This is a genomic window from Cyanobium sp. HWJ4-Hawea (genome assembly GCF_024345815.1).
In the GTDB taxonomy this organism is placed as follows: Bacteria; Cyanobacteriota; Cyanobacteriia; order PCC-6307; family Cyanobiaceae; genus Cyanobium_A.
In genome coordinates this window covers 14,164-37,096 of sequence record NZ_JAGQBV010000010.1, presented here as the reverse complement: position 1 = coordinate 37,096, position 22,933 = coordinate 14,164, and the positions used below count along the sequence as shown (strand labels likewise).

The following is a 22,933-nucleotide window of genomic DNA, read 5'->3' as shown; positions in this document are numbered from 1 at the left end:
ATCAGCCCATCAGGGAACCGCCGAGCTTTTCGGCCACGGTGTTGACGTCCTTATCGCCCCGGCCCGACAGGTTGAGCACCAACTCAGTGCCAGGGGCCAGGGTCGGGCAGAGCTTCTCCAGCCAGGCAAAGGCGTGGGCCGTTTCCAGGGCCGGGATGATCCCTTCAAGCTGGCAGAGCAGCTGGAGGGCATCGAGGGCCTCCGCATCGGTGACGGCGCCGTATTCAGCCCGGCCGATCGTTTTGAGGTAGCTGTGCTCGGGGCCCACGCCGGGGTAATCGAGGCCGGCGCTAATCGAGTGGGCCTCCTGCACCTGGCCTTCGCTGTCCTGGAGCAGCAGGCTCATGGCGCCGTGCAACACCCCCACCCGGCCTTCGGTGATCGTGGCGGCATGGCGGCCGGTGGCAACGCCATCGCCTGCGGCTTCCACCCCCACCAGGCGCACATTGGCGTCCTCTACGAATGGGTGGAACAGGCCCATGGCATTGGAGCCACCGCCCACACAGGCCACTAGTACGTCGGGGTTGCGGCCAAAGGCCTCATGGCACTGGCGCTTGGTTTCCTCGCCGATCACGGCATGGAAATCGCGCACCAGCATCGGGAAGGGATGGGGGCCGGCCACCGAACCGAGGATGTAGTGGGTGCTCTCCACGTTGGTCACCCAGTCGCGGATCGCTTCGCTGGTGGCGTCCTTGAGGGTGGCGGTGCCGGCGGTCACCGGTTGCACCCTGGCCCCCAGCAGGCGCATGCGGAACACGTTCAGGGCCTGGCGGCGCATGTCTTCGGCGCCCATGTAAATGACGCAATCCAGGCCGAAGCGGGCGCAGACCGTCGCTGTGGCAACGCCGTGCTGGCCGGCACCGGTTTCGGCAATGATCCGTTTTTTGCCCATGCGCAGGGCCAACAGCGCCTGGCCCAGGGCGTTGTTGATCTTGTGGGCACCAGTGTGGTTGAGGTCTTCCCGTTTCAGCCAGATCCTTGGCCCGCCCTCGGCGCGGCGGTAATGCTCGGTGAGCCTTTCCGCCTCATAGAGGGGATTGGGGCGCCCCACATAGGTGCGCAGCAGGTGGTTGAGGCGGTCGGTGAAGGCCGGATCCTTCCAGGCTTCCGCAGCGGCCTGCTCCAGCTCCCCCAGGGCCGGGATCAGGGTTTCGGGCACGTATTGGCCGCCGAACTGGCCATAGCGGCCGAGGCTGTTGGGCCGGGCATCCAGGGCCAGGGCTGCCGGATCAACGGAAGTCAAGGGGAAGGTGCTGGTCACCGGCTGCGGTGCGTTGTGATGTAAGGGTAAGAACTTGAGAACACAGACCAAGGCCATGACCAAGGGCGGCTGGCAGGAATTCAGCAATGCCGAGAGCCTGAAACGGCCCACGGCTGGCGAGGCTGGCGGCGGGCTGCCCAAAAACCAGCAGCGGGTTCGGGTGCAGCGCACCAAAACCGGCAAGGGCGGAAAGCTGGTGACAGCCATCAGCGGCCTGGAGGCCCCAGAGGCGGAACTCAAAACCCTGCTCAAACAGCTCAAGGCCAGCGCCGGTACCGGCGGCACCCTCAAAGACAACCTGATCGAATTGCAGGGCGACCAAGTGGCCCTGGCCCTTAACACCCTGGAGCAGGCGGGCTACCGGCCCAAGCAGGCCGGCGGCTGAGCCACCAGCAAGAATGCCGGCCACGAACTCACCCGCAGCAGCAGCCATGACCAAGAGCCCCTACGGCGAGCTCAGCAACCAGGGTGCCTCCACCAACATCGCCTGGCACCACACCTCAGTGGATCGCCAAAGCCTGGCCGAGCGCCGGGGCAACCGCAGCGCCATCCTTTGGTTCACCGGCCTGAGTGGCTCCGGCAAAAGCACCCTGGCCAATGCAGTCAATTCAGCCCTATTTGAACGGGGTCTGGCCTGCTACGTGCTCGATGGCGACAACATCCGCCACGGCCTCTGCAAAGACCTGGGCTTCTCCGATGCCGACCGAGAAGAGAACATCCGCCGCATCGGCGAAGTGAGCAAGCTGTTTTTGGATGCGGGCGTGGTGGTGCTTACGGCGTTTGTGTCGCCCTTTAGGGCCGATCGCGACAGGGCCCGCGCCCTGGTGGCCGAGGGAGATTTCATCGAAATCCACTGCGCCGCCGACCTGGGGGTATGCGAGCAGCGCGACACCAAGGGGCTCTACGCCAAGGCCCGCGCCGGCGAAATCAAGGAATTCACCGGTATTTCCAGCCCCTACGAGGCCCCCGAACAGCCCGAGCTGAGCATTGCCACGGGCAGCCAAAACCTGGAGGAATGCGTGGCCCAGGTGATCTCCCACCTCGTAGCCCAAGGAATCACTCCCGCCTGAGCTGGTTGCCCCAGGCATCCAGGAAGGTTTTGGTGCAGCTGGCCACCGGCACCGCCAACAGCAACCCGAGGAGCTCCCCCAGCCCCAACAGGCTGCCCAGCCTGGCCCCCAACGGCAGGCTGATCAAAAGCCAGGCGGGCTGCAGTCCCACGATGCTGCCCATCAGCCGGGGTTGGATCACCTGGTCCACCACCTGGCCCACGCTGATCGCCGCCACCAGCACCTCCAGGCCCGTGCGCGGATCCTCAAGGGCCAAAAGCACACTCACTGCCACGATCGTGACCGCGCTGGCATAGGGCACCAGGGTGGTGAAGCCAATCGCCACAGCAAACAAAACGCCGTAGGGAATGCCCAACAGGGTGAACACCAGGATTTGGGCGCCGCTGAGGATCAGGGCCAACAGCACCTGGCCGGCGAAATAGCCCCGGAAGGTGCGGCTCAAGGTGCCAACCGCCAACTGCCTTGCGCCAGGGGGCAACCATTGGGCCAGGCCAGTGGCGATCGACTCGCCCCCCAGCAGCAGAAAAATAGCCAGCACCACCACGATCAAGGTGTTGACCGTGATCCCCACCGTGGCCCCCAAAAGACCCAGCAGGCGCTGGCTCACCTGGCTCGCCACCTGGCTTGTGCGCGTGAGCAGGTCACTGCTGATGTCCCCGAAATCGGTGGGCAATCCGCGGGAGGCAGACCAGGCCTGCAGCTTCTGCAGCAGCAGTTCGCCCTCTGAAAGCCAACCGGGCAAAGCATTGAGCAGCTCGCCCAGTTGCTCAACGAGCCGGGGCACCAGCCACACCGCCGCCAGGGCCAGCAGCCCCAGGCTCACGCCCAGCACCAGGCCAATGGCCAGCAGCTTGGGGAAGCCCCGACCCTGCAGCCAGCGACTGGGTATGTCCAGCAGAAAGGCAATCAATGCCGCACCCAAAAACAGCGCGGGGAAGGGCGCCAAGGGCAACAACAACTGGCGCAGCACCCACAGGTTGAGCACCAGCAGGGGCAGGGCCAGGCCGACCTTCAGCCAGGGGGGTAGAACAAGCCGTTCAAGCATCAGTTCATCTGCTCCAGGTAGCTGTGGCTGCCGAGCTGCTGCAGTCGGCTGTCCTTGGCGCGCACCTGGCCATGGAGATCGGCGCGGTAGGCAGTGAGGGCGGCGGCAAGCTCTGGCCTGGCGGTGGCCAAAATCTGCACCGCCAACAGGCCCGCATTGGTGCCATTGCCGATGGCCACGGTGGCCACGGGGATGCCAGCCGGCATTTGCACGATTGAGTGCAGCGAATCCACCCCGGAAAGGGCCCTGCTCTGCACTGGCACGCCAATCACCGGCAGGGTTGTGAGCGAAGCCACCATCCCGGGCAGGTGGGCGGCGCCCCCGGCACCGGCAATAACCACCTTGAGGCCGCGGCCGGCAGCCTGCTGGGCAAATTCGACCATTTCCAAGGGCGTGCGGTGGGCAGAGAGCACCCGCACCTCAGCTGCCACCCCAAAACGTTCCAAGATCTCCACAGCCGGCTGCATGGTGGGCAGATCGGAATCACTGCCCATCACAACCGCCACCAGGCACTCAGCAGGGGCAATTCCGGAAGGGGCCTTAGCAGGGGCAACCATGGGGAGCTGGGGCCAGCAAGAATTCCATTCTCCCCCGCTCGCCCCATAGGAGCCATCCATGCGCTGGTTAACCAACGTGCGTTTGCCCCAGGCCAAGCGCTGTAGCCATGGGGCCCAGCAGCTCTGGCGGGTGGGAATCGATGCCGCAGGCATGATTTCGGCCGTGGAACCCCTGCCAGCGGGCAGCGTGGCAGCTGGGATCGATTGGAGCGGCGACTGGCTCAGTCCAGCCGGGGTGGATCTACAAATAAACGGCGGCCTTGGCCTGGCCTTTCCCGAGCTAACCCAAGCCGATCTGCCCCGCCTCGAGGAGCTGCTGGAAACCCTTTGGGCCGATGGGGTGGAAGCGATCTGCCCCACCCTGGTGACCTGCGCCGTGCCCCCCCTGCGCCAGGCCCTGGCGGTGCTTGCCGAAGCCCGAGAGCGCCACCGGCCGGGCCGGTGTCAGCTGCTGGGGGCCCACCTGGAAGGGCCCTTTCTGGAGCCCAGCCGCCGGGGCGCCCACCCGGAAGCTCACCTATGTGCCCCAAGCCTGGAGGCCCTGGCGGAGCGGATTGGGGGATTTGAAGCCGACATTGACCTGGTCACCCTGGCGCCAGAGCTGGCCGGTGCCGCCGAACTGATCGATGCCCTCAGATCCCAGGGCATCGTGGTGAGCCTGGGCCACAGCGCCGCCAACGAAAGCCAGGCCGAGGCGGCCTTTGCTGCAGGGGTTGGCATGGTGACCCACGCCCTTAATGCCATGGCCGACATGCACCGCCGGGCACCGGGCCCGGTGGCCGCAGCCTGCCTGCGGGACGACGTGGCCCTGGGGCTGATCGCCGATGGGGTGCACGTGGCTCCCTCCATGGCGCTGTTGCTGCAGCGACTGGCGCCGGGCCGGCTGGTGTTGGTGAGCGACGCCCTGGCCCCCTATGGGTTAGCCGATGGCGAACACCGCTGGGATGAAAGGGTTTTGCTGGTGCACAAGGGCACCTGCCGCCTGGCCGATGGCACCCTGGCCGGGGTGACCCTGCCCCTGCTGGAGGGAGCGCGGCGCCTGGTTGGGTGGGGCTGCCCAGCTGGCCAGGCGATTGCCGCTGCCACCCTGACTCCTCGGCAGGTGCTTGGCGATCACCGCCCAGCGGCTGAAATGCTTTTGGGGATCCCCATTACGGAAACCCTGCGCTGGCACCAAGACAGTTCGGGCCTCAACTGGCAGCGCGCTGCGGCCGCCCAAAAATCAGCCCCTTAGGGACCAGCTACTTAGGATCCAATCCTTCTGATCCCGCCCCCAGTCTGCAGTCAATGCCCCCATCACCCATGAGCACCCAAGCCGAACAAGCTGCCGAGAAGGAGGTGGTGAAGGGGTATTTCGAGAGCACGGGTTTTGACCGCTGGAACCGCATCTACAGCACATCTGACGATGTCAACCGGGTGCAGCGCAACATCCGCATCGGCCACCAAAAGACCGTCGACAACGTGCTGGCCTGGCTACAGGAGCAGGGTGATTTGGCGGGCCGCAGCTTCTGTGATGCCGGTTGCGGCGTAGGCAGCCTCAGCCTGCCCTTAGCCCAACTGGGGGCCGGTTCGATCGCCGCCTCAGACCTGTCTGAGGCGATGGCAAAGGAAGCCTCGCGCCGGGCCGAAGCCGCCGGTATTAGCCCCCAGCAGCTCAGTGTGATCGCCTCTGATCTGGAGGGCCTCAGCGGCAGCTACGACACCGTGATCTGCCTGGATGTGTTCATCCACTACCCCCAGCAACCGGCCGAAGCCATGGTGCGCCATCTGGCCTCAATGGCCGAAAAGCACCTGATCGTCAGCTTTGCCCCCTACACCCCATTGCTGGCGGCGCTTAAAAAAATCGGCGAACTATTTCCAGGCCCCAGCAAGGCAACCCGGGCCTACACCCTCAGGGAGAAGGGAATCCTGGCCGCCGCTGCGGAGGCCGGCTTCAAACCCTTGCGCCGCAGCCTCAACAAGGCCCCCTTCTACTTTTCAAGGTTGATCGCCTTCGAGCGCAACTAGCTGATCAGGCCCGTGGCCAGGGCCAGTAAGCAGAGAGGTGGGCAGGGGAGCTTCCAGCTTCAACAACGCTCCGTCGGGCCGGGCCAATTGGAGGCGATGGGCATGGAGCTGGTAGCCGCCGTCGCCGGGCAGGGCATCGGGGCGGGCCAACCCACCAGCCAGGTAGAGCGGATCCCCCCATAGGGGCGCCCCGGCGGCGGCGGCATGGATGCGGATTTGGTGGGGCCGGCCGCTGGCAATCACCACCTCCACCAGGCACGCCCCCTGGCGGCGTTCAAGCAAGGTGAGCTGGCTGTGGGCCGGCAAGGCTGTGGGGTCTAGGGAGTTGGAGGGGTTGGAGGGGGGAACGGCACACCAAATCTCACCCAACAGGGGATGGGGCCTGCGGCCTATGGGCGTGGTGAGGGGGCGGCTTTCGGCCACCGACCAATCAGGAGGCAGGGGGGCAGTGAGGGCTCGGTAGGTCTTCTGGCACCGGGCTGGCGATGAGCTTGGCGATGCAGCTAGTGATGCTTCTGGACTGGCGGCGGTGCTGTCGCGGAGCTGGGCACTGAGCCAGGCGCGGGTGCTGCTTTGGCGGGCGCAGACCAACAAACCGGAAGTGTGGCGGCCCAGGCGGTGCACGGGCCGGGCCGGGGGCCAGCGCGCCTGCAGCTGGGCCAGGAGCGTGTGCTCCAGGAACCCCCCGGCCGGCAGCACCGGCAGCCCGCTGGGCTTATCGAACACCAATAGGTCGCCGTCGTCGAACAGGGGGCCCGGCAGCACCGGTACGGCGGGCTCTTGCCAGGGGGGCCGATGCCAGACCAGTTGATCTCCGGCTGCGAGGGGACCATCGGCCCGGAGTTGCTGGCCGTTTAGGCAGATCTCACCGGCGGCGAGCCGCTCCAGCCACACCAGCGCACTGGAATGGGGGTAGCGGGATGCGTAAAAGAAACTGGTCAATTGACCAGAATGTTGGAGAGCAACGCGATCGCGGTAGGCGTGGCCGCGGTTTAACTCACCCCACAAGCACTTTTCACTCCACAAGGCTTAATCACTCCACAAGGCCGTGCTCGAGGGCATAGCGGACCAGCTCGGTGCGGCTGGCCGTACCCGTTTTGATGAACAGGCGGCTCACATACTTCTCCACGTTGCGGATGGAGGTTTCTAGGCGCCGGGCTATTTCCTTGTTCATCATTCCCTCAGCCACCAGCTGCAGCACCGAGGCTTCCCGGGGAGTGAACACGTGGTTCACCGCTTCGATCGCCCTCTTACTGCCGCCCGTGGCCAGCAAGGATCGAATCTCGGTGATCTGTTTAGCCATCTGGCCGATATCGGCATCGGCAAAGCGGGCCGCCTCCGCCAGCAAGCGATCCTGCCTTTGCACCGCATTGCGCACCCGGGCGACCAGCTCATCGGGGTCGAACGGCTTGGGGATGTAGTCGTCGGCGCCAGCCTGGAATCCGGAAATGCGGTCAGCCGTCATGCCTTTGGCTGTCAGGAAGATCACCGGCGTGCCCCCCAGCCGTTCATCGGCCCGCAGCCGCTTCAGCAATCCGTAGCCATCACAGCGGGGCATCATCACGTCGGTGATGACCACGTCCGGCAACAGCTCCTGGGCCTGGGTCCAACCCTCCTCGCCATCGTTGGCGGTTGTCACCGAAAACCCCTCGTCCTCGAGGTAGGCCTTAACCGCCGTGCGCAGCCCCGGTTCGTCGTCCACCAGCAGGATCCGGGCTGGGGGAGCTGGCGTCTCAGGCGCCGGCAATTCTGGAGAAGTGGATTCTGGTGCTGGGGATTCTGGGTTCATGGCCGTAAGTGTGGGGGCTGTCAGTTGCCGCGTCCAGGCAAAACCTGCTCGGATTCCCGTAGTGCGCCGCTGTAGCCCAAGCTGCGGGCCAAGGGGCCCAAGGTGGCTGGGTCCTTACCTGCTTGCTGGGGGTAGCAAGTGGCCCACCAGATCAGATGGTCGATTCGGTTGCCGGGATGGATCTGGCCGCCGGGATTCAGCTCCCGCACCAACAAATTGCTGCCATTACTGGTCACCCGCATCGGTGCCTCTGGGCTGCAGCGCACCGTCTCGCTGATCACCTTCATCTCGTTGGGCAGCTCATCCCAAAGCTTGATCTGCCATAGGCCAGGTCTGTGGGGATCGGCCTTGAGGGCGTAAACCCCCATTAGGTGGCTGCCGTAGGGCACTGGCCTCTCCAGGATCACCAGGAGTCCTGGGGGCCTGGCCTCGGCGGGATTGCTCTTAATTGCTTCTTTAGCCTCAGCCGACAAGAGCACCCCGGGCAGAACAGCCAGGCCAAACAGGGACTGCTTGAGGGATTTTTGAAGAGTTGTCAGCATGGGGCCATGCTCGCGTACCTCGACCACCACGCCACAACCCCCTGCGATCCCGCCGTGGTGGAAGCCATGGCCCCCTGGTGGACTGAACAATTCGCCAACCCTGCCAGTCGCAACTATCAGCCTGGGCTGCTGGCGGCCGCCGCAGTGCAGAACGCCCGCAGCCAGATCGCCGCTGATCTGGGTGTGCAGCCGGAGTCGGTGATTTTTACCAGCGGCGCCACCGAAGCCAACAACCTGGCCCTCAAGGGCCTAGCCGAGGCTGAAATCGAAGCAGGGGGCCAGCGACGCCATCTGGTCACACTGGCCACCGAACATCGGGCCGTGCTCGATCCCCTGCGCTACCTGGCCCGCCATGGCTTCGAGCTGACCGAGCTGGCGGTGCTTCCCAACGGACTAATAAATCTCGAAGAACTGGCGGCCGCCCTCAGGCCCGACACCCTGCTGGTGAGCGTGATGGCCGCCAACAACGAAATCGGGGTGCTGCAGCCAATGGCCGAGATCGCCGCCCTTTGCCATCAAGCCGCCCTTTGCCATCAAGCCGCCCTTTGCCATCAAGCCGAAAGCAACCATCAAAAAACAATCCACCTCCATTGCGATGGCGCCCAGGCAGTGGGGCACATTCCCCTGCAACCGGCTGACCTGGGCGTAAATCTGCTGAGCATCAGCGGCCACAAGCTCTACGGCCCAAAGGGCATTGGCGCCCTGGTCGTAAAGCCTGGGATTCGGCTGGCGGCCCAGCTCCACGGCGGCGGCCAGGAGCAGGGGTTGCGGGCCGGCTCCCTGCCGGTGCCCCTGATCGTGGGTTTGGCCAAGGCCCTGCAGTTGGCCCTAGCCGACCAGCAACTGCGAAGCGAGCGGCTGGGGGAGCTACGCGACCAACTCTGGCGGCAGCTGGAGCCATTGGGCGACCTAAAACTCAACGGCGACCTGGCAGCTCGCCTACCCCACAACCTCAACCTGAGCGTGGGGGGCGTTGATGGCGCCCGCCTGCACCAACTTCTGCGCAGGAAGATCGCCGTCAGCAGCGGCTCCGCCTGCAGCCAGGGCAGCCCCTCCCATGTGCTCGCCGCCCTGGGCCGCAGCCGCCAAGAGGCCGGCGCCTCGATCCGATTTGGCCTGGGCCGTCACACCACAGCTGCAGAGATCAGCTGCGCCGCGGTCGCGGTGGCCGAAGCGATTAGAAGCCTTCGATAAATCACAGAAGCTGGGCAAGGTCCGACTCAATCGCTACTTTTTGCAAAACCCCCTCTTTTAACTATGGGATTGCCAACACCTGGCACCAACAAAATCCAGGTTCTGCGAGCCGTTGAAGATGGCTGGCAGGCCTTTTGCCGGGCCCCCTGGAGTTTCCTTCTGTTTCAGATCCTCTCGGGCCTAATCATGCTGCCCTTTGTGGCCGTTGCGGCCGCAGGTGGTGCCCGCCTGGCCGAAGTGCGTGAACTGATGGTGCTGCACCCCGTCGGCGCCTGGATGGCCCTGATCGTGGGCGTGATCGGCCATGTGATCGTCGCCCTTTGGACCTTCGTGGGCCTCACCCGCGGTGCCTGGATCTGCCTTGAGGGCCGTAAGCCCAGCTTCGCCGACTTCACCCGCTGGGACCGCCCCGCCAGCGCCCGCTTGCTGGGTTCAGCCGTCCTGCTGGCAATCCTGGTGGGCGTGGCCGTGGCCATCGCCGCCCTGATCGGCACTGGCCTGGGCAAGGTCAACACAGTCCTCAGCGTGATCCCAATGATCGTCTTGACGATCTTCCTGATCTGGCTGGGTATCACCCAGAAGTTCCTGATTCAAACCTCGCTACTGGGAACCTCTGAGCCCACCAAGACAATTGGCCTCGGGGTCAACATGGTCAACCCCAGCTGGTGGATGGTTCTGTGGCTGGCCGTCATTGAAGGTGTGATCAACACCATCGGCGGTCTCTTCAGCTACGGCGGCCTCTTGGTGGTGGTGCCCGTGCTGCTGTGTATTTCCACTGCCGCCTATCGCCAGCTGTTCGGCCCCGAAGACCAAACCGGCCTGCTGAGCTGACTACCTGAGCTAGCTACCTGAGCTAACTAACGGCGGCGCGCCACGCGCCACTTCGCTGAACGGCTGCGGGGGTTGGAGCTTTGCTCCTCCTCCGTGGCCGTTTCTGGTTTGCGGGTGACCCGCTGCAGGCGTTCATCGGAGCTAAAAGCGGTTTTGACCCGCCTGTCCTCGAGGGAGTGGAAGCTGATCACCCCAACTAGCCCCCCGGGCACCAGCCAATCAGGGGCAACCTGGAGCAACTGGTCAAGCACCCCCAGCTCGTTGTTTACGGCGATGCGCAGGGCCTGAAAGGTGCGCGTCGCCGGATGGATCCGCCCCCGCCGCGCCTTGGGCGGGTAACAGCCGGCCACTAGATAGGCCAGCTCGGCCGTGTCCTGCGGAACCTGCTCCTTAAGCCGCCGGGCGATGCGCCGCGACAGCCGCTCTTCGCCGTAGGCATAGATCAGGTCGGCCAGCTCAGCCTCCTCAAGCCGTTCGATCAAGGCGCCAGCGCTTTCGCCGACCTCGGGATTCATCCGCATGTCGAGGGGTCCGGCCAGCCGAAAACTGAAGCCCCGCTCCGCCACGTCCAACTGCGGACTGCTCACCCCCAGATCGGCCAGCACCGCCACGGCCGGCTCGCTGGGCACAAAATCGGCAAAATTGGCGGCCACGATACTGACCCGATCGCCAAAGGGGGCGAGGCGCTCGGCGGCGGCGGCGCGGGCGCTTGGGTCCTGGTCCAGCCCCACCACGCGCAGACCGGGATGGGCCTCCAGCAACAGGGCACTGTGGCCGCCGCCGCCGAGGGTGCAATCCACCAGAACCCCGCTGCCAACAGGCTTCTGGGCCAATAGGGGCCCCAACTCCGCGAAGGAATTCAGCACCGGCTGGGCCAGCACCGGCACGTGGGTGAACACCTCAGCCAGCGGAAATCCAAGCAATGGATAGTTCCTTCCTAAGATCTCACCATTGCAATGCAAGCCACGGCCCCATGACGCAACTGGAGACGCGCACGGAGCCGATGGTGGTCAACTTCGGGCCCCACCACCCCTCCATGCACGGGGTGTTGAGGCTGGTGGTGACCCTCGATGGCGAAGACGTGGTGGATTGCGAGCCGGTGATCGGCTATCTCCACCGCGGCATGGAGAAGATCGCCGAGAACCGCACGAACATCATGTTTGTGCCCTACGTGAGCCGCATGGACTACGCGGCCGGCATGTTTTATGAGGCGATCGTGGTCAATGCCCCGGAGCGGCTGGCGGATGTGCCGGTGCCAAAGCGGGCCAGCTACATCCGGGTGTTGATGCTGGAACTGAACCGCATTGCCAACCACCTGCTCTGGCTTGGTCCATTCCTGGCAGACGTGGGCGCCCAGACACCATTTTTCTACATCTTCCGAGAACGGGAGATGATCTACGACCTCTGGGAAGCGGCCACCGGCCAGCGGATGGTCAACAACAACTATTTCCGCATTGGTGGCGTAGCTGCAGATTTGCCCTACGGCTGGCTGGAAAAATGCCTGGATTTTTGTGATTGGTTTGGTCCAAAGATCGATGAATACGAAAAACTGATCACCAACAATCCAATCTTCCGCCGCCGCATCGAAGGCCTGGGAATTATTACCAAAGAACAGGCGATCAATTGGAGCCTTTCTGGCCCCATGTTGCGGGCTTCTGGCGTGCCCTGGGATCTACGCAAAGTTGATCACTACGAGTGCTACGACGACTTCGATTGGTCCGTGGCCTGGGCCACCGAAGGCGATTGCTATGCCCGCTATCGGGTTCGAGTGCAGGAGATGCGCCAATCCCTCAAGATCGTGCGCCAGGCCTGCAACATGATTCCGGGCGGCCCCACCGAAAATCTCGAATCAAAGCGCCTCACAGAAGGAAAGGGCAGCGAATGGTTTGACTTCGACTATCAATACGTGGCCAAAAAGGTTGCACCCACCTTCAAGATTCCATCGGGCGAGCTCTATACCAGGCTCGAATCGGGCAAGGGTGAAATTGGCGTGTTCATTCAAGGCAACGACGATGTAACACCATGGCGCTTCAAAATCCGCGCCGCCGACTTCAACAACCTGCAAATCCTGCCCCACATACTCAAGGGCCACAAGGTCGCCGACATCATGGCAATCCTTGGCTCTATCGACGTAATCATGGGCTCGGTTGATCGCTGAACTGGCTGTTATTCAGCGTTATTTTTCCATTTCCCCACTCGAAATCAGTGTCGCCATTGAGCCTAGAGGTCGCAAAGAATGGGCAAAACAAGGGCCAAATAAGTGCAAGGGATTTGTCAAGCCCCACGGACAAATTGGGGAGCAAACCCAAGGGGAAAGTGGCAGGGAAACCATCGCCAAGGTGGTGCCAAGCGACTTTCAGAAAATCTGTACAGTCTGTACAGCTGTTGTGAGGTGTGTGTACTGAACGTTCTCAGTCAGCCACACTGACCCCCATGGCCCCCTCCGACTGGCTGCTGCTATGCCGCACCGTGCGCTTTGGCGACACCGACGGTGCCGGGGTGATGCACTTTCAGCAGCTGCTGCGCTGGTGTCACGAGGCCTACGAGGAAAGCCTCGAGCGTTTTGGCTTAAAGGCTGGGGAGATCTTCCCGACCCAGGCCCGGATGCCAGCGGTCGCCTTGCCGATAGTTCATTGCAGCGCCGATTTCCTGGCACCACTGGTCTGTGGCGACCCCCTGGCGATTCGCCTGGAGCCGAGGCGCCTGGATACGGGCAGCTTTGAGGTGCAGTTCAGCTTCAGCAGCGGCGAGAAAGCGGCGGCCCGCGCCCTAACGCGCCACCTGGCCATCGAAGCCGCCAGCCGCCAGCGCTGTTCCCTGCCGCAGCCGATCAACCGCTGGCTGGAAGCCTCAACCCTGGGGACGATCCAGCCCCTTTAAGCCAGCTTCTCCAGTTTTTGGGCGGCCCAACTGCGCCAATGGCCCCGTTCCCAATTTATGACCCTTAGACCTTGATGACAACCAGAAGGTCGTCAAGTTTTACGGCCGCCGCAGTCTTGCCAATCGTTGAGCAAGGACATCAACTCAATTGAAATTGCCCGAAGTGCGGTGATCTTGTACTCAATTTCACCTGCCTTACTACGAATGGTGCCTTGCAGAGACGTGCAAGTGCAGATTCCTGAACGCCGAGATTCCAAAATCTTCATCACATCTGCCAAGGAAATGTCCAAATCCCTGAGTGTACGGATAAAGGATAGATCCTTAAAAACCTTCGGGTCAAACAGTCGATAGCCACCGTCACTTCGGCTATCTGGATGGATCAAGCCTTCATCGCAATAAAAGCGAATGGTCTTGACCGTAAGGCCAGAACGCGCCGAGACGTCGCCGATCTTGAGGAGCTTTGCATCAGCCACTTGACTCTCCACTAACAGGAGCAATCACAATAGGGATCCTGTCCTTCGTGCCCTTACGCCATGCGCCGCGCCTTGACCTTTCTGATCCTGATAAACCTCCTAGCAGCTGCCGCCAAGACCCCCACCGCCCGCGCCCAGGTCAATCATCATGACCATCACCAGATGACGGGGTCGCCAGCTACTGTCGCGCCACCCCTTGATCAAAGCAGCGCCCACAGCCACGACGTGGGGCCATCGGGAAGCACCTACGACCTGCGCTGGATCGATGCAATGGTTCAGCACCACACCGGTGCCCTTCGCATGGCCGAGTTCGTGTTCAACGTGGGCTCACCTGGTGTTGGAGCCATGGCCAGCAGCATCTGGAGGGATCAGGCGCGCGAAATCAAGTCGATGGGTCAGTGGCGCAAGGCCTGGTATCCCGAAGCCCCGGTGTTTTCTGTGGTGCTGCGCCCTAATGGCAACCCCAATGAAATAAATGCTCTGATCCCCATGGGCGCCGCTCAGATTCAGGCGATGCAGTTAATGGGCTCAACTCCCACCCGTGAAAACCGGGTCAACTGGTTTTTGGAAGGAATGATTGCTCACCATGGCGGAGCTCTCTTAATGGCTCACGATGCGCTCAGGAAGAGCAGTAACAACACCATCAGGCGCCTTGCCCAACAAATCATCGTGGCCCAAAGGCAGGAAATTTTGGAGTTGCGCCGCATGCTCAAGCACGACGGCTTCGACAAACCCAACTACTACCAATTCGATGCCCTATTCACCTTCTGATAAAGAGCTGGACTGCAAGGGAACCCACAAGAACAATGGGATATGGATGCCCTGCGCCCATGAGCAAGTACTGTCGCCGGCCCTTAGGGCCAGGTGGTGTTGATTGTCTCCGGGCTGGCCATGCTTTTCTCAAGCAGTCCCTTTAAGCCAGCTCCTCCAGTTTTTGGGCGGCCCAACTGCGCCAATGGCCCCGTTGCCATTTGCCCGCCGCCGTGGGGGCCAACTGGGGGCAAATGAGCCAGCGGCGCGGCCGCTCAGCGGCAGGCCAAGCCAGGGTTAGCTGCGCCAGGTCCCCAATCAACCTTGCGCAGCCTTCACTAGCTGCGTCTCCTTCACCGCCACCTTCACGGGCACTTGCACCAGCATCAGCCCGCACTAGAGCCACCAGCCGCTCACCCCAGGCCGGTTCCGGCAAGCCCACCAAAAGCAACTCCGCCAGGGGCAAGCCTGCCGCCGCGGCCAGGGCCTTGAGACTGGCTTCTAGTTGCTCCGGAAACACCGTTTCGCCGCCGCTGTTAATGGCCCCATCGAGGCGGCCCCCCAGCTCCAGGCCTGCGGCAGTGATGGCTCCGGCGTCGCCACTGCGCCACCAGCCATCGGCCGTGAGCGGCAACGGCTGCAGCCCGGCCGAGTTGGCCATCAAAAACCCGGGGCTCAATCGGGGGCTTTGGACCTCCACCGCCGAGCCCGCCAACGCTGAGTCAGCCGCAGCGAGCCGCAACTGCACATCCGCCAGGGGCAGGCCACAACCGCAAACCCCGGCCAAGAATTGGGCCGGGGGCAGGGCACAGACCATCGCCGCCGTTTCGGTGGCGCCGTAGCAAGGGGCCAGGGGCAACTCCAGCCGGCGGGCCTCGGCTGCCAGTTGGGCCGGAAGGGCAGCACCGCCCACCCAAATCACCGCCAGCTGGCGCAACCAGTCCACCGCCTCTGGCACCGCCAAAAGCCTGGCCAATTGGGTCGGCACCAGGGAAATCAGGCCCGGATGCTCCTTGCTCCAGGGCAGCTGGGCCAGGGCAGGGCCCGGGTTCCGCATGAGGGCCGCTGGGATGGGGCAATGGCGGGCACCCCAGAGGCGCGTCCTTACCTGGGGCAATAGGCCGCTCACATGGTGCTGCGGCAGCGGATTCCAGTGCCAACAGCGACCAGGATCGATGCCTTGATCGTTCAACCAGCTGGCCGTAGCTCTGGCCGATGCCTCCAGATGGCTGAGGGGCTGGAGGCACCAGCGGCGGCCACCGCTGGCCATGCTGCTGCTGCCACCGCTGGCCACCACCACTCCGGGTCCCCAGCGCTCCTCCAGGGCCTGCCAGCAGTCGGGCTCAAGCGAGCCAGCCAAGAGATCCTGCTGTTCGGCTGGGGCCAAGAGCACCAGCTCTCCCTGGCGCCAAGCCTCCTCCAGATCCCTCATCCCGCCGCCTCCCACACCTGCTCGGGATCGGTCGCAAATAGGGGGCCCTCCGGGCACCAACCCGGGGCCAGGCCCGGGGCCGTGGGGGTGGGGCCCTGGATTTGCAAAGCCGCCAGATGGTGCAGCCAACGGCGGCCGATGCCGGTTTCAAGGGCCGTGCTGACCATCCAATGGGGTTGGCCGGCCTGCAGAGCCGCCAATAGGGGTCGGGGGTCGCCTTCCAGGGAGGGGCGCCGCACCTGCCAACCCTGCCAATCGCCAGCCCAGGCGAGGCCCTGGCGCAGGGATTCATCAAGGGCGACCGGCAGCCTCCGGGCCAGGGCCTCAAGGCCCGATTGGTCGTGGGGGGCCAGGGGCTGCTCAAGCCATTCCAAGCGGGGTTCATCCCCCAGCCGACTGGCCCATTGATCGGCGCTGGCGCGATCCCAGCCGCCATTGGCATCCAGGCGCAGCTTGGCCCAGGGCGGCAGGCATGCCAATAGCGATGTCAACACCTCAAACTCAGTCTCCAGGGAGGCTGCCGCCACCTTCCATTTCACGGTGAATCGCGTTTGGCCAGGGTCGCCATCCCGCAAAGAATCCCTGGCCAAGAGGGTCTCGAGGGCCCCCAAAGCCACTGGCCCCGCCGGCAACAAGTGGGCCGATGCAGGGGGCGCCAACCACTCCGTAATTGCCCCATCGAGTTCGGCCAGGGCCGATCCCAAGGCAAAGGCCAGGGGCGCAGGGCCAGCCGTCAGCCAATCCTCCAGAGCGGCCCGATCGAGCAGGGCCGGCAACTGCTGCAATGCTTTTGCCAGGGCGGAACCCTGCTGCCAATCCACAAGCTCGCCCCAGCCGAGGCGACCATCGGCCGCCTCCAGGCGCAGCAGCCAGCCGCGGCGGTTCTTGATCGCTCCATGGGCCGTAACCAGGACCGCCGGCAGTTCAAAGCCATAGGGCCTCCAGGCCAAGCGCAGGGGCTGGTGGATCAATGCCTCGCGGTGGCTTAGGGCAGCAGCCATGGGCCAAGCGCCAAGCCAAAGGCCAGCCCCAGCCCATTGAGCGCCTGGAAGCGCAGGGCCAAAAACTTGCTGCCGCCAATCTTTTCGGGTTGGGCGTGGTGGGCCCTCAACAGGCCAATCAGGGCCCGCGCTGGCGGCAAGCCCACCACCCCGAATAGGGCAGTTAGGGGCCATTGGCCCGCCAGAACCGGAGCCCACTCAAACGCCAGGACCAGGGCCACGAACCAGGGCACCAGGGAGGCGGCCCTAGCAGTGCCAAGCCGCACCACGGGCGAGCGCTTGCCATGGACGGAGTCCTCCTCCACCTGGTGGAAATGGGAGCAAAAAAGCACCAAGGTGGTGGCCAGGGCCGGACCAGCCCCCAACTCAATCGCCTGCTTCCAGGGAATGGCTCTGGCCCCTGCTGGGCCAAGGGCCAGCAGGCCCGCCGCCGTGGCCAGGGGACCAAAGGCCAGCCAGCAGAGGGGTTCGCCCAGGCCCCGGTAACTCAAACGGAAGGGCGGCCCCTGGTACAGATAGCCCAGGCCGCAGCAGGCCAGCACCAGGGCCAACACCGCCGGCGTGCTGCGCCAGGCCACCAGGGCCATCAGGGCCAAGCCCAGCAGCAGGCAGCCATTGGCCAGGCTCGCCACCCGATCCCGCCGACCGGTGAGGTTCACCACGGAATGGGGCTTGCCCTGGGCATCTACGCCCGTATCGGCATCAAAAACGTCGTTGGCGAGGTTTTCCCAGGCCAGCAGCAGCACCGCCGCCAGCAAAAACAGCAGCAGCTGGTCTGGCCTGACCAGCTCCCCGCGGCCCAGGCGCCAGCCCGCCGCCAGCAGCACGGGCATCACCGCCACCGCATACATCGGCCACTTGATCGCGGCCTTCCAAAGGGCTCGCCTGGCGTAACGGCTTGCGACGACCTCGGGCTCTGGCATGGGCGCCACAGGCGGCAATCACGGTAAGACCCATACATTTGAGCAGCCCTTCGATGCGGCCCCAGGCCCAGCTGGTGCAGCCCACCCCCTCAAAAGCCCCTTCCTTCGCCGAATTACTGGCCGTAGCAGCCGATCGGGCTGGCCAGTTGGAGGACGATGCCGTCTTGAGTTTGGCGGTGCCCCTAAACGGGGGAGACCCCATGGCCCTGCTGCCCCACCTGGATTCAAGCGACGGTTTCCGCTTCCTCTGGGATGGGGCCCCGGGGCTATGTATTGCCGCGAGTGGCCGCTGCAACGGCCTCGAACTGAGCGGGCCCCGCCGCTTCGAACTGGCCCAACGCTTTGCCAGTGCCAGCCTGAGCCGCCTGGCCACCCCCTCCACCTGCCCGCCCCTGGCCCGGCCCAGGGTGCTGCTGGCCTTTGGCTTCTTTGAGGCCCCCCTGGAGAGCACGCCAGAGGCCATCGCCGGGGTCCAGGCCGTATTGCCCCGCTGGCAACTCAGCCGCCATGGCCAGCACGGCTGGCTACGGCTGCAAAGACCCCTGGGGGGCGGCACCACGGCCCGCAGCGTGGCTGAAGAACTCTGGGAGCAGCGCCTAGCCCTGATGGCCTTGGAGCCCGAGCAGCCGGCGCCGATCACTGCCCAAATCCAAAGCCGCACCGCCTGGGAAACCGGTTATCGCTCGGCCGTGGATCAAGCCCTCCAATTGGTTGATGGCGGCCATCTGCAGAAATTGGTCCTAGCCGTGCGCCAGGAATTGAACCTGGATCAGGCAATCGATCCCCTGGAGCTGCTGGCCCCCCTGCGCCGACACCAAAGCGGCAGCTGCCGTTTTCTCTGGCAGCAAAAAAGTGGGGCGGCCCTGCTGGGGGCGTCCCCCGAGCGGCTGCTCACCGTGCGCCAAGGCCGGCTGCGCAGCGATGCCCTGGCGGGCACCACTCCGGTTGGGGAAGCAGCTTCCGAGCTGCTCAACTCGACCAAAGATCGCCATGAACATGCGCTGGTGGTCGATACGATCACCGCCGTGCTGGCCAAGGCTGGACTCCAACCCCGGCGGCCCCGCCATCCGCGCCTGGCCCGCCACGGGCACCTGGTGCACCTCCACACCCCCATCACCGCCGATTGCCGGGGCCACCAACCCCTAAGCCTCGCGGCGGCACTCCACCCCACCCCGGCGGTGGCGGGTCTGCCCCGCCGGGAAGCGATGGGCTGGCTGCGCAGCCTGGAACCGTTTGAACGGGGCCACTACGCCGCCCCAATCGGCTGGATCGACAGCTCCGGCGATGCCGACCTGCGGGTGGCCATTCGCAGTGGCACCCTGCGGGGCCGCCAGTTGATGCTGACCGCCGGAGCAGGTCTGGTGAAGGGCTCCGATGTGGATCGGGAGCTGCAGGAGGTGGCGCTGAAGCTGGGGGTTTTGCAGCAACAGCTCAACCTTCCCGCCAAGTCTCAGGTTGCCAACAACCTCTCGATCGTTTGATCGGCCAGGGGAATTCCGCCCAGTCGTTCAACTTCGCGCACCCCGGTGGGGCTGGTCACGTTGATTTCGCTCAGGCGGCCATCAATTACGTCGATGCCCACAAAAAACAGACCCTCAGCCTTGAGGGCGGGGGCTAGGGCCGCGCAGATCTGGCGCTCCGTTTCGGTGAGCTCCGTGGCTTCGGGGGCACCACCGACGGCCAGGTTGCTGCGGAATTCGCCGGCCATCGGCCGGCGATTAACCGCCCCCAAGGGATCCCCTTCCACCAGCAAAATGCGCTTGTCACCGGCACTAACCGCCGGCAAAAAGGCTTGGGCCATCACCGGCAACCGCTGCTGATCGGTGACCAGTTCGAGTAGGGCCCGCAGGCCAGGGGCGCCGCCATGGGAGCGCACCACCCCCTGGCCGGCCCGGCCGCCAAGGGGCTTAAGCACCACATCACCGTGCTGGTCGGCAAAGACTGTGAGTTGCTCCACCTGGCTACTGACCAGAGACGGGGCCATCAGGTGGCTCCAGCGCAGGGCGCCGAGCTTCTCATTCCAGGCCCTCAGGGAGGCAGGTCGGTTCAGAACCCGCACCCCGTGGCGTTCACCCAGGCCCAGCAGGTGGGTGCCATAGAGGTAGGCCTCATCGACCGGCGGGTCCTTGCGCATCCAGACAAACGGGAAAGCGTCTAGGGGCAACAGCTGGGGTTCGTCGAGCTCAAACCAGGGTTCAGGCACCCGCCAGCCTTCTGGGCCATGGTCCATCGGCGCCAGGCTGACCGGCTGGGCCCTCACCCAGGCCCCATGGCCATCGCTTGGCTTGCCGGGACTCTCAGCCGCGGAGAGATCGGCAAGCGTGCAGACCCAAACCTGCTGGCCCGCCCGCTGGGCCGCCTGCATCAGGGCCACACTCGAATCCTTAGCGGGATTTAGCCGGGCAATCGGATCGATCACAAACAGCTGGGAAGCCGCCCCTGCAGTAATGCTCACGGGAATCAGGCCGCCAAGAGGGCATCGAGTTGGCCGCTGCGCTCGAGGGCGTGGAGATCGTCGCAGCCGCCCACATGCTCGCCATTGATGAAGGTTTGGGGCACGCTGCGCCTTCCCCCCGATTTAGCGGCCATGGCGGTGCGGGCCGCTTCGTCGCCATCGATGGCAAATTCGGTGTAGGTCACCCCCTTGCGATCCAGGAGTTGCTTTGCCCGTATGCAAAACGGGCAGGAGCGCCAAGTGTAGATCTCAACGGTGGCGGCCATCTCAACAGATCCAATCGGGCTGCGCCAATCGTAGAAGCGGGCCTGGGATGCCATTGAGTACGGTCAAGCCACAGTTCAAGCCGCACCGGTGCTCGATCTCACCGATTTCAAACGCGATCTCTCCGAGCTCACTGACCGCCTGGGCCATGCCCAGGACTGTCTTTGACGTACCGGCCCTGAAAGCACGCCAACAGGACCTGGAGCAACTCGCCTCCCAGCCCGACTTTTGGAACGACCAACAGGCCGCCCAAAAGCAGATGCGCCAGCTGGATGAGGTCAAGGCCCAGCTGCAGCAACTGGGGTCTTGGCGAGGCGCCATCGCCGATGGGCAGGCCACCTTGGAGCTCTACGACCTGGAACCCGATGCCGACCTGCTGGAAGAGGCCAATGGAGCCCTCCAACAACTGAAAGCTGATCTAGATCGCTGGGAGCTGGAGCGGCTGCTCAGCGGCATCTACGACAAGGAGGGCGCCGTAATCAACATCAACGCCGGCGCCGGCGGCACCGATGCCCAGGATTGGGCCCTGATGCTGATGCGCATGTACACCCGCTGGTCCGAGGACCATGGCATGAAGGTTTCGGTGGCGGAGCTCTCCGAAGGGGAAGAGGCGGGCATAAAGAGCTGCACCTTGGAAGTTGATGGGCGCTATGCCTATGGCTACCTGCGCAATGAGAAGGGCACCCACCGGCTCGTGCGCATCTCCCCCTTCAACGCCAACGACAAGCGCCAGACCAGCTTTGCGGGGGTTGAGGTGATGCCCAAGCTCGACGAGGACGTCAAGCTCGATATCCCCGACAAGGACCTGGAGGTCACCACCTCCCGCTCCGGCGGCGCCGGTGGCCAAAACGTCAACAAGGTGGAAACGGCAGTGCGGATCCTGCACATTCCCACTGGCCTGGCGGTGCGCTGCACCCAGGAGCGCTCCCAACTGCAAAACAAGGAAAAGGCCATGGCCCTCTTGATGGCCAAGCTGATGGTGATTGCCCAGGAACAACGGGCCGCCGAAATTGCCGATATCCGCGGCGACATCGTTGAAGCCGCCTGGGGCAACCAGATCCGCAACTACGTCTTCCACCCGTACCAAATGGTCAAGGATCTGCGCACCGCCGAAGAAACCACCGATGTGCAGGGCGTGATGGACGGGGATCTCGATCCGTTCATCCAGTCGCTGTTGCGCCAGGGTGTGGATATGGCCAATAGCAACGATGACTGATCCCAGCGATATAAAAGCGCCGCCATCGGTACCGCCCCCAGCGGCACCACCTGCCAGCTTTGTGAAGCTGGCGATGCGCAACATGGTGCGCAAGGGCCGCCAAAGCCTGTTCCACTTTGGCCTGACAGCCCTTGGCCTCACTGGCTTCCTGTTGCTGATCGCCTGGCTGGGGCGCCCAACCCTGCCTCCGGTCGCCTAACGCCAGCAGCGATGTCCACACCCCTGCCGCCCGATTTGGATTTGGCCTTTGAGCTGGGGGCCGTGCTGGGCCCTGCCCTTACAAAGGCGGCGGGGCCCTGGGCCGATCCCCTGGCCGGCGCCGACCAATGGCACCAAAAAATCAGCGACTGGCTGGGCCAACTGTCGGCTGAACTGCCCACAGCGCTGCAGGCGAGCGCCTACTGCCTGGGGCTGACCCTGGTGGACGATCCGGCCATCGCCGAACTCAACCAGGACTGGCGCCAGAAAAGTGGCCCCACCGATGTGCTGGCCTTCGCAGCCCAGGATTCCTGCCAAGACGACTGCGGCCATGCCCTTGGGGCGATGCCGCGACCGGAGCCAGGGGGCCCAGGGGCCGAGGAGCTCGAACTGGGAGACATCGTGATTTCCCTTGAAACCGCCGCCCGCCAAGCGGCAGAACAGGGCCACAGCCTGGAGCGGGAAATGCTTTTCCTAGCCAGCCACGGCCTGTTGCACCTGCTGGGCTGGGACCATCCCGACGACGGGAGCCTGGCGGCGATGCTCGAGCGCCAGGAAAAGCTGATCGCAGGCGATAGCTAAATGGGCAGCGTTAAGGTGCCGAATGTGACCCCAGGAATTACCCCAGACGTGCACCGCCGCGGCCGCAGGCTGCGGGTAGGGGCATGGAAAGTGGCCGGCGACCTCCCGGCCAGCTTTCGCTATGCCGCCCAGGGGCTGGCCTACGGCTTTGCCAGCCAGCGCAATTTCCGCATCCACGTGATTACCGGGCTGGTGGTTTTGAGCCTTGGTCTCTGGCTGGGGCTGAGCCCGGAACGCCTGGCCGTGTTGGTGCTGACCGTGGCCGCCGTGCTGGTGCTGGAGCTGCTCAACACCGCCACCGAAGCGGTGGTGGATCTGGCCATTGGCCGCCAATTCCATCCCCTGGCCCGCATTGCCAAGGACTGCGCCGCAGCAGCAGTGCTGGTGGCATCACTGTCTTCGCTGATGATTGCCCTACTGCTTCTGGTGCCGCCCCTTTGGCTGCGGCTTGGCCTTTAGACGC

At 64.3% G+C, this 22,933-nt stretch carries 29 protein-coding genes; 16 read left to right on the top strand and 13 right to left on the bottom strand.

Going from position 1 to position 22,933, the window contains the following annotated elements; genetic code table 11:
- Position 1: 1 nt before the first annotated feature.
- The gene (gene trpB / locus KBY58_RS03835; RefSeq protein WP_254934130.1) at positions 2-1,261 is read right to left on the bottom strand and encodes a tryptophan synthase subunit beta; all 1,260 of its coding nucleotides are present in this window, start codon (positions 1,259-1,261) and stop codon (positions 2-4) included.
- A 55-nt stretch (positions 1,262-1,316) separates the two neighbouring features.
- Here trpB and KBY58_RS03830 point away from each other — a divergent pair, with 55 nt between their 5' ends.
- A complete protein-coding gene (locus KBY58_RS03830; protein WP_255003016.1) occupies positions 1,317-1,646 on the top strand; it encodes a translation initiation factor in 330 nt (109 codons plus the stop codon).
- A gap of 46 nt (positions 1,647-1,692) precedes the next feature.
- Positions 1,693-2,331, top strand: coding sequence for an adenylyl-sulfate kinase (gene cysC, locus KBY58_RS03825; RefSeq protein WP_255003032.1), 639 nt, complete (start codon positions 1,693-1,695; stop codon positions 2,329-2,331).
- On the opposite strand, the gene KBY58_RS03820 is transcribed toward cysC, so the two are convergent.
- Both KBY58_RS03820 and purE read right to left on the bottom strand, forming a co-directional pair.
- Positions 2,318-3,376 (bottom strand): AI-2E family transporter, encoded by a 1,059-nt coding sequence (locus KBY58_RS03820; RefSeq protein ID WP_255003014.1) that lies wholly within the window; start codon positions 3,374-3,376, stop codon positions 2,318-2,320. The genes cysC and KBY58_RS03820 overlap by 14 nt on opposite strands.
- On the bottom strand, positions 3,376-3,933 hold the full coding sequence (purE, locus tag KBY58_RS03815) for a 5-(carboxyamino)imidazole ribonucleotide mutase (RefSeq protein WP_255003012.1): 558 nt from the start codon (positions 3,931-3,933) through the stop codon (positions 3,376-3,378). The genes KBY58_RS03820 and purE overlap by 1 nt, the downstream gene beginning before the upstream one ends.
- Before the next feature lie 58 nt (positions 3,934-3,991).
- Between purE and KBY58_RS03810 the strand changes: the two genes are divergently transcribed.
- Together KBY58_RS03810 and bchM are read left to right on the top strand one after the other, a co-directional pair.
- Entirely contained in the window at positions 3,992-5,167 is a 1,176-nt protein-coding gene (locus KBY58_RS03810; protein ID WP_255003010.1) for an N-acetylglucosamine-6-phosphate deacetylase, read from the top strand.
- 68 nt (positions 5,168-5,235) lie between these two features.
- On the top strand, positions 5,236-5,940 hold the full coding sequence (gene bchM, locus KBY58_RS03805; protein ID WP_254934136.1) for a magnesium protoporphyrin IX methyltransferase: 705 nt from the start codon (positions 5,236-5,238) through the stop codon (positions 5,938-5,940).
- On the opposite strand, the gene KBY58_RS03800 is transcribed toward bchM, so the two are convergent.
- The 3 genes from KBY58_RS03800 to KBY58_RS03790 form a co-directional block, all read right to left on the bottom strand.
- On the bottom strand, positions 5,911-6,882 hold the full coding sequence (locus KBY58_RS03800) for an RluA family pseudouridine synthase (protein WP_255003008.1): 972 nt from the start codon (positions 6,880-6,882) through the stop codon (positions 5,911-5,913). The two genes, bchM and KBY58_RS03800, sit on opposite strands and share 30 nt — an antisense overlap.
- 91 nt (positions 6,883-6,973) lie before the next feature.
- On the bottom strand, positions 6,974-7,729 hold the full coding sequence (locus KBY58_RS03795) for a response regulator transcription factor (protein WP_255003006.1): 756 nt from the start codon (positions 7,727-7,729) through the stop codon (positions 6,974-6,976).
- 20 nt (positions 7,730-7,749) lie between these two features.
- Entirely contained in the window at positions 7,750-8,298 is a 549-nt protein-coding gene (locus KBY58_RS03790; RefSeq protein WP_255003005.1) for a hypothetical protein, read from the bottom strand.
- On the opposite strand from KBY58_RS03790, the gene KBY58_RS03785 reads away from it, so the two are divergent.
- Both KBY58_RS03785 and KBY58_RS03780 read left to right on the top strand, forming a co-directional pair.
- Positions 8,278-9,465 carry a cysteine desulfurase family protein gene (locus KBY58_RS03785; RefSeq protein ID WP_255003003.1) on the top strand — a complete coding sequence of 396 codons (1,188 nt, stop codon included), beginning with the start codon at positions 8,278-8,280 and terminating at the stop codon, positions 9,463-9,465. The genes KBY58_RS03790 and KBY58_RS03785 overlap by 21 nt on opposite strands.
- A 63-nt stretch (positions 9,466-9,528) precedes the next feature.
- Entirely contained in the window at positions 9,529-10,296 is a 768-nt protein-coding gene (locus KBY58_RS03780; RefSeq protein ID WP_255003002.1) for a hypothetical protein, read from the top strand.
- Between the two features lie 26 nt (positions 10,297-10,322).
- On the opposite strand, the gene rsmH is transcribed toward KBY58_RS03780, so the two are convergent.
- Positions 10,323-11,219 carry a 16S rRNA (cytosine(1402)-N(4))-methyltransferase RsmH gene (gene rsmH / locus KBY58_RS03775; RefSeq protein ID WP_255003000.1) on the bottom strand — a complete coding sequence of 299 codons (897 nt, stop codon included), beginning with the start codon at positions 11,217-11,219 and terminating at the stop codon, positions 10,323-10,325.
- A 50-nt stretch (positions 11,220-11,269) separates the two neighbouring features.
- Between rsmH and KBY58_RS03770 the strand changes: the two genes are divergently transcribed.
- The 3 genes from KBY58_RS03770 to KBY58_RS03760 are packed head-to-tail and all read left to right on the top strand — an operon-like array spanning position 11,270 to position 13,176.
- Positions 11,270-12,454, top strand: a complete 1,185-nt coding sequence (locus KBY58_RS03770; protein WP_254934143.1) for an NAD(P)H-quinone oxidoreductase subunit H — start codon at positions 11,270-11,272, stop codon at positions 12,452-12,454.
- Positions 12,444-12,701 (top strand): hypothetical protein, encoded by a 258-nt coding sequence (locus KBY58_RS03765; protein ID WP_255002998.1) that lies wholly within the window; start codon positions 12,444-12,446, stop codon positions 12,699-12,701. The genes KBY58_RS03770 and KBY58_RS03765 overlap by 11 nt, the downstream gene beginning before the upstream one ends.
- Positions 12,702-12,729: 28 nt before the next feature.
- On the top strand, positions 12,730-13,176 hold the full coding sequence (locus KBY58_RS03760) for an acyl-CoA thioesterase (RefSeq protein ID WP_255002996.1): 447 nt from the start codon (positions 12,730-12,732) through the stop codon (positions 13,174-13,176).
- 92 nt (positions 13,177-13,268) lie between these two features.
- Here the strand turns inward: KBY58_RS03760 and KBY58_RS03755 are convergent, their stop codons facing one another.
- Positions 13,269-13,649 (bottom strand): MerR family transcriptional regulator, encoded by a 381-nt coding sequence (locus tag KBY58_RS03755; protein ID WP_255002995.1) that lies wholly within the window; start codon positions 13,647-13,649, stop codon positions 13,269-13,271.
- A gap of 60 nt (positions 13,650-13,709) precedes the next feature.
- Here KBY58_RS03755 and KBY58_RS03750 point away from each other — a divergent pair, with 60 nt between their 5' ends.
- Complete coding sequence (locus KBY58_RS03750; protein ID WP_255002993.1) at positions 13,710-14,420, top strand: DUF305 domain-containing protein; 711 nt, start codon at positions 13,710-13,712, stop codon at positions 14,418-14,420.
- Positions 14,401-14,523, top strand: coding sequence for a DUF3721 domain-containing protein (locus tag KBY58_RS03745; RefSeq protein ID WP_255002990.1), 123 nt, complete (start codon positions 14,401-14,403; stop codon positions 14,521-14,523). The genes KBY58_RS03750 and KBY58_RS03745 overlap by 20 nt, the downstream gene beginning before the upstream one ends.
- A 39-nt stretch (positions 14,524-14,562) precedes the next feature.
- On the opposite strand, the gene KBY58_RS03740 is transcribed toward KBY58_RS03745, so the two are convergent.
- The 3 genes from KBY58_RS03740 to menA are packed head-to-tail and all read right to left on the bottom strand — an operon-like array spanning position 14,563 to position 17,755.
- Complete coding sequence (locus KBY58_RS03740) at positions 14,563-15,831, bottom strand: AMP-binding protein (RefSeq protein ID WP_255002988.1); 1,269 nt, start codon at positions 15,829-15,831, stop codon at positions 14,563-14,565.
- The gene (locus KBY58_RS03735; RefSeq protein WP_255002985.1) at positions 15,828-16,832 is read right to left on the bottom strand and encodes an o-succinylbenzoate synthase; all 1,005 of its coding nucleotides are present in this window, start codon (positions 16,830-16,832) and stop codon (positions 15,828-15,830) included. Before KBY58_RS03735 ends, KBY58_RS03740 begins: the two co-directional genes overlap by 4 nt.
- Complete coding sequence (gene menA, locus KBY58_RS03730; RefSeq protein WP_255002982.1) at positions 16,817-17,755, bottom strand: 2-carboxy-1,4-naphthoquinone phytyltransferase; 939 nt, start codon at positions 17,753-17,755, stop codon at positions 16,817-16,819. Before menA ends, KBY58_RS03735 begins: the two co-directional genes overlap by 16 nt.
- A gap of 53 nt (positions 17,756-17,808) precedes the next feature.
- On the opposite strand from menA, the gene KBY58_RS03725 reads away from it, so the two are divergent.
- Positions 17,809-19,236, top strand: coding sequence for an isochorismate synthase MenF (locus KBY58_RS03725; protein WP_255002980.1), 1,428 nt, complete (start codon positions 17,809-17,811; stop codon positions 19,234-19,236).
- Here KBY58_RS03725 and gshB read toward each other — a convergent pair.
- Positions 19,206-20,210, bottom strand: a complete 1,005-nt coding sequence (gene gshB, locus KBY58_RS03720) for a glutathione synthase (RefSeq protein ID WP_255002979.1) — start codon at positions 20,208-20,210, stop codon at positions 19,206-19,208. The genes KBY58_RS03725 and gshB overlap by 31 nt on opposite strands.
- Before the next feature lie 5 nt (positions 20,211-20,215).
- Positions 20,216-20,476 (bottom strand): glutaredoxin 3, encoded by a 261-nt coding sequence (gene grxC / locus KBY58_RS03715; protein WP_254934153.1) that lies wholly within the window; start codon positions 20,474-20,476, stop codon positions 20,216-20,218.
- Between the two features lie 88 nt (positions 20,477-20,564).
- On the opposite strand from grxC, the gene prfB reads away from it, so the two are divergent.
- From prfB to KBY58_RS03695, 4 genes are all read left to right on the top strand, one after another.
- A protein-coding gene (gene prfB, locus KBY58_RS03710; protein WP_255002977.1) for a peptide chain release factor 2 occupies positions 20,565-21,690 on the top strand; the annotation gives its coding sequence in 2 pieces (ribosomal slippage) (positions 20,565-20,639 and positions 20,641-21,690; 1,125 coding nt in all).
- Positions 21,683-21,889, top strand: a complete 207-nt coding sequence (locus KBY58_RS03705; protein ID WP_254934155.1) for a DUF3285 domain-containing protein — start codon at positions 21,683-21,685, stop codon at positions 21,887-21,889. The genes prfB and KBY58_RS03705 overlap by 8 nt, the downstream gene beginning before the upstream one ends.
- A gap of 11 nt (positions 21,890-21,900) precedes the next feature.
- Positions 21,901-22,470, top strand: coding sequence for an rRNA maturation RNase YbeY (gene ybeY, locus KBY58_RS03700; protein ID WP_255002975.1), 570 nt, complete (start codon positions 21,901-21,903; stop codon positions 22,468-22,470).
- The gene (locus KBY58_RS03695) at positions 22,471-22,929 is read left to right on the top strand and encodes a diacylglycerol kinase family protein (RefSeq protein WP_255002974.1); all 459 of its coding nucleotides are present in this window, start codon (positions 22,471-22,473) and stop codon (positions 22,927-22,929) included.
- The last annotated feature ends 4 nt before the right edge of the window (positions 22,930-22,933 follow it).

Coding starts and splice junctions, on each gene's coding strand:
- KBY58_RS03830 (WP_255003016.1), top strand. CDS start 1,317: ATGACCAAGGGCGGCTGGCAGGAATTCAGCAATGCCGAGAGCCTGAAA.
- cysC (WP_255003032.1), top strand. CDS start 1,693: ATGACCAAGAGCCCCTACGGCGAGCTCAGCAACCAGGGTGCCTCCACC.
- KBY58_RS03820 (WP_255003014.1), bottom strand. CDS start 3,376: ATGCTTGAACGGCTTGTTCTACCCCCCTGGCTGAAGGTCGGCCTGGCC.
- purE (WP_255003012.1), bottom strand. CDS start 3,933: ATGGTTGCCCCTGCTAAGGCCCCTTCCGGAATTGCCCCTGCTGAGTGC.
- KBY58_RS03810 (WP_255003010.1), top strand. CDS start 3,992: ATGCGCTGGTTAACCAACGTGCGTTTGCCCCAGGCCAAGCGCTGTAGC.
- bchM (WP_254934136.1), top strand. CDS start 5,236: ATGAGCACCCAAGCCGAACAAGCTGCCGAGAAGGAGGTGGTGAAGGGG.
- KBY58_RS03795 (WP_255003006.1), bottom strand. CDS start 7,729: ATGAACCCAGAATCCCCAGCACCAGAATCCACTTCTCCAGAATTGCCG.
- KBY58_RS03785 (WP_255003003.1), top strand. CDS start 8,278: ATGCTCGCGTACCTCGACCACCACGCCACAACCCCCTGCGATCCCGCC.
- KBY58_RS03780 (WP_255003002.1), top strand. CDS start 9,529: ATGGGATTGCCAACACCTGGCACCAACAAAATCCAGGTTCTGCGAGCC.
- KBY58_RS03770 (WP_254934143.1), top strand. CDS start 11,270: ATGACGCAACTGGAGACGCGCACGGAGCCGATGGTGGTCAACTTCGGG.
- KBY58_RS03760 (WP_255002996.1), top strand. CDS start 12,730: ATGGCCCCCTCCGACTGGCTGCTGCTATGCCGCACCGTGCGCTTTGGC.
- KBY58_RS03750 (WP_255002993.1), top strand. CDS start 13,710: ATGCGCCGCGCCTTGACCTTTCTGATCCTGATAAACCTCCTAGCAGCT.
- KBY58_RS03745 (WP_255002990.1), top strand. CDS start 14,401: ATGCCCTATTCACCTTCTGATAAAGAGCTGGACTGCAAGGGAACCCAC.
- KBY58_RS03740 (WP_255002988.1), bottom strand. CDS start 15,831: ATGAGGGATCTGGAGGAGGCTTGGCGCCAGGGAGAGCTGGTGCTCTTG.
- KBY58_RS03735 (WP_255002985.1), bottom strand. CDS start 16,832: ATGGCTGCTGCCCTAAGCCACCGCGAGGCATTGATCCACCAGCCCCTG.
- menA (WP_255002982.1), bottom strand. CDS start 17,755: ATGCCAGAGCCCGAGGTCGTCGCAAGCCGTTACGCCAGGCGAGCCCTT.
- KBY58_RS03725 (WP_255002980.1), top strand. CDS start 17,809: ATGCGGCCCCAGGCCCAGCTGGTGCAGCCCACCCCCTCAAAAGCCCCT.
- grxC (WP_254934153.1), bottom strand. CDS start 20,476: ATGGCCGCCACCGTTGAGATCTACACTTGGCGCTCCTGCCCGTTTTGC.
- KBY58_RS03705 (WP_254934155.1), top strand. CDS start 21,683: ATGACTGATCCCAGCGATATAAAAGCGCCGCCATCGGTACCGCCCCCA.
- ybeY (WP_255002975.1), top strand. CDS start 21,901: ATGTCCACACCCCTGCCGCCCGATTTGGATTTGGCCTTTGAGCTGGGG.
- KBY58_RS03695 (WP_255002974.1), top strand. CDS start 22,471: ATGGGCAGCGTTAAGGTGCCGAATGTGACCCCAGGAATTACCCCAGAC.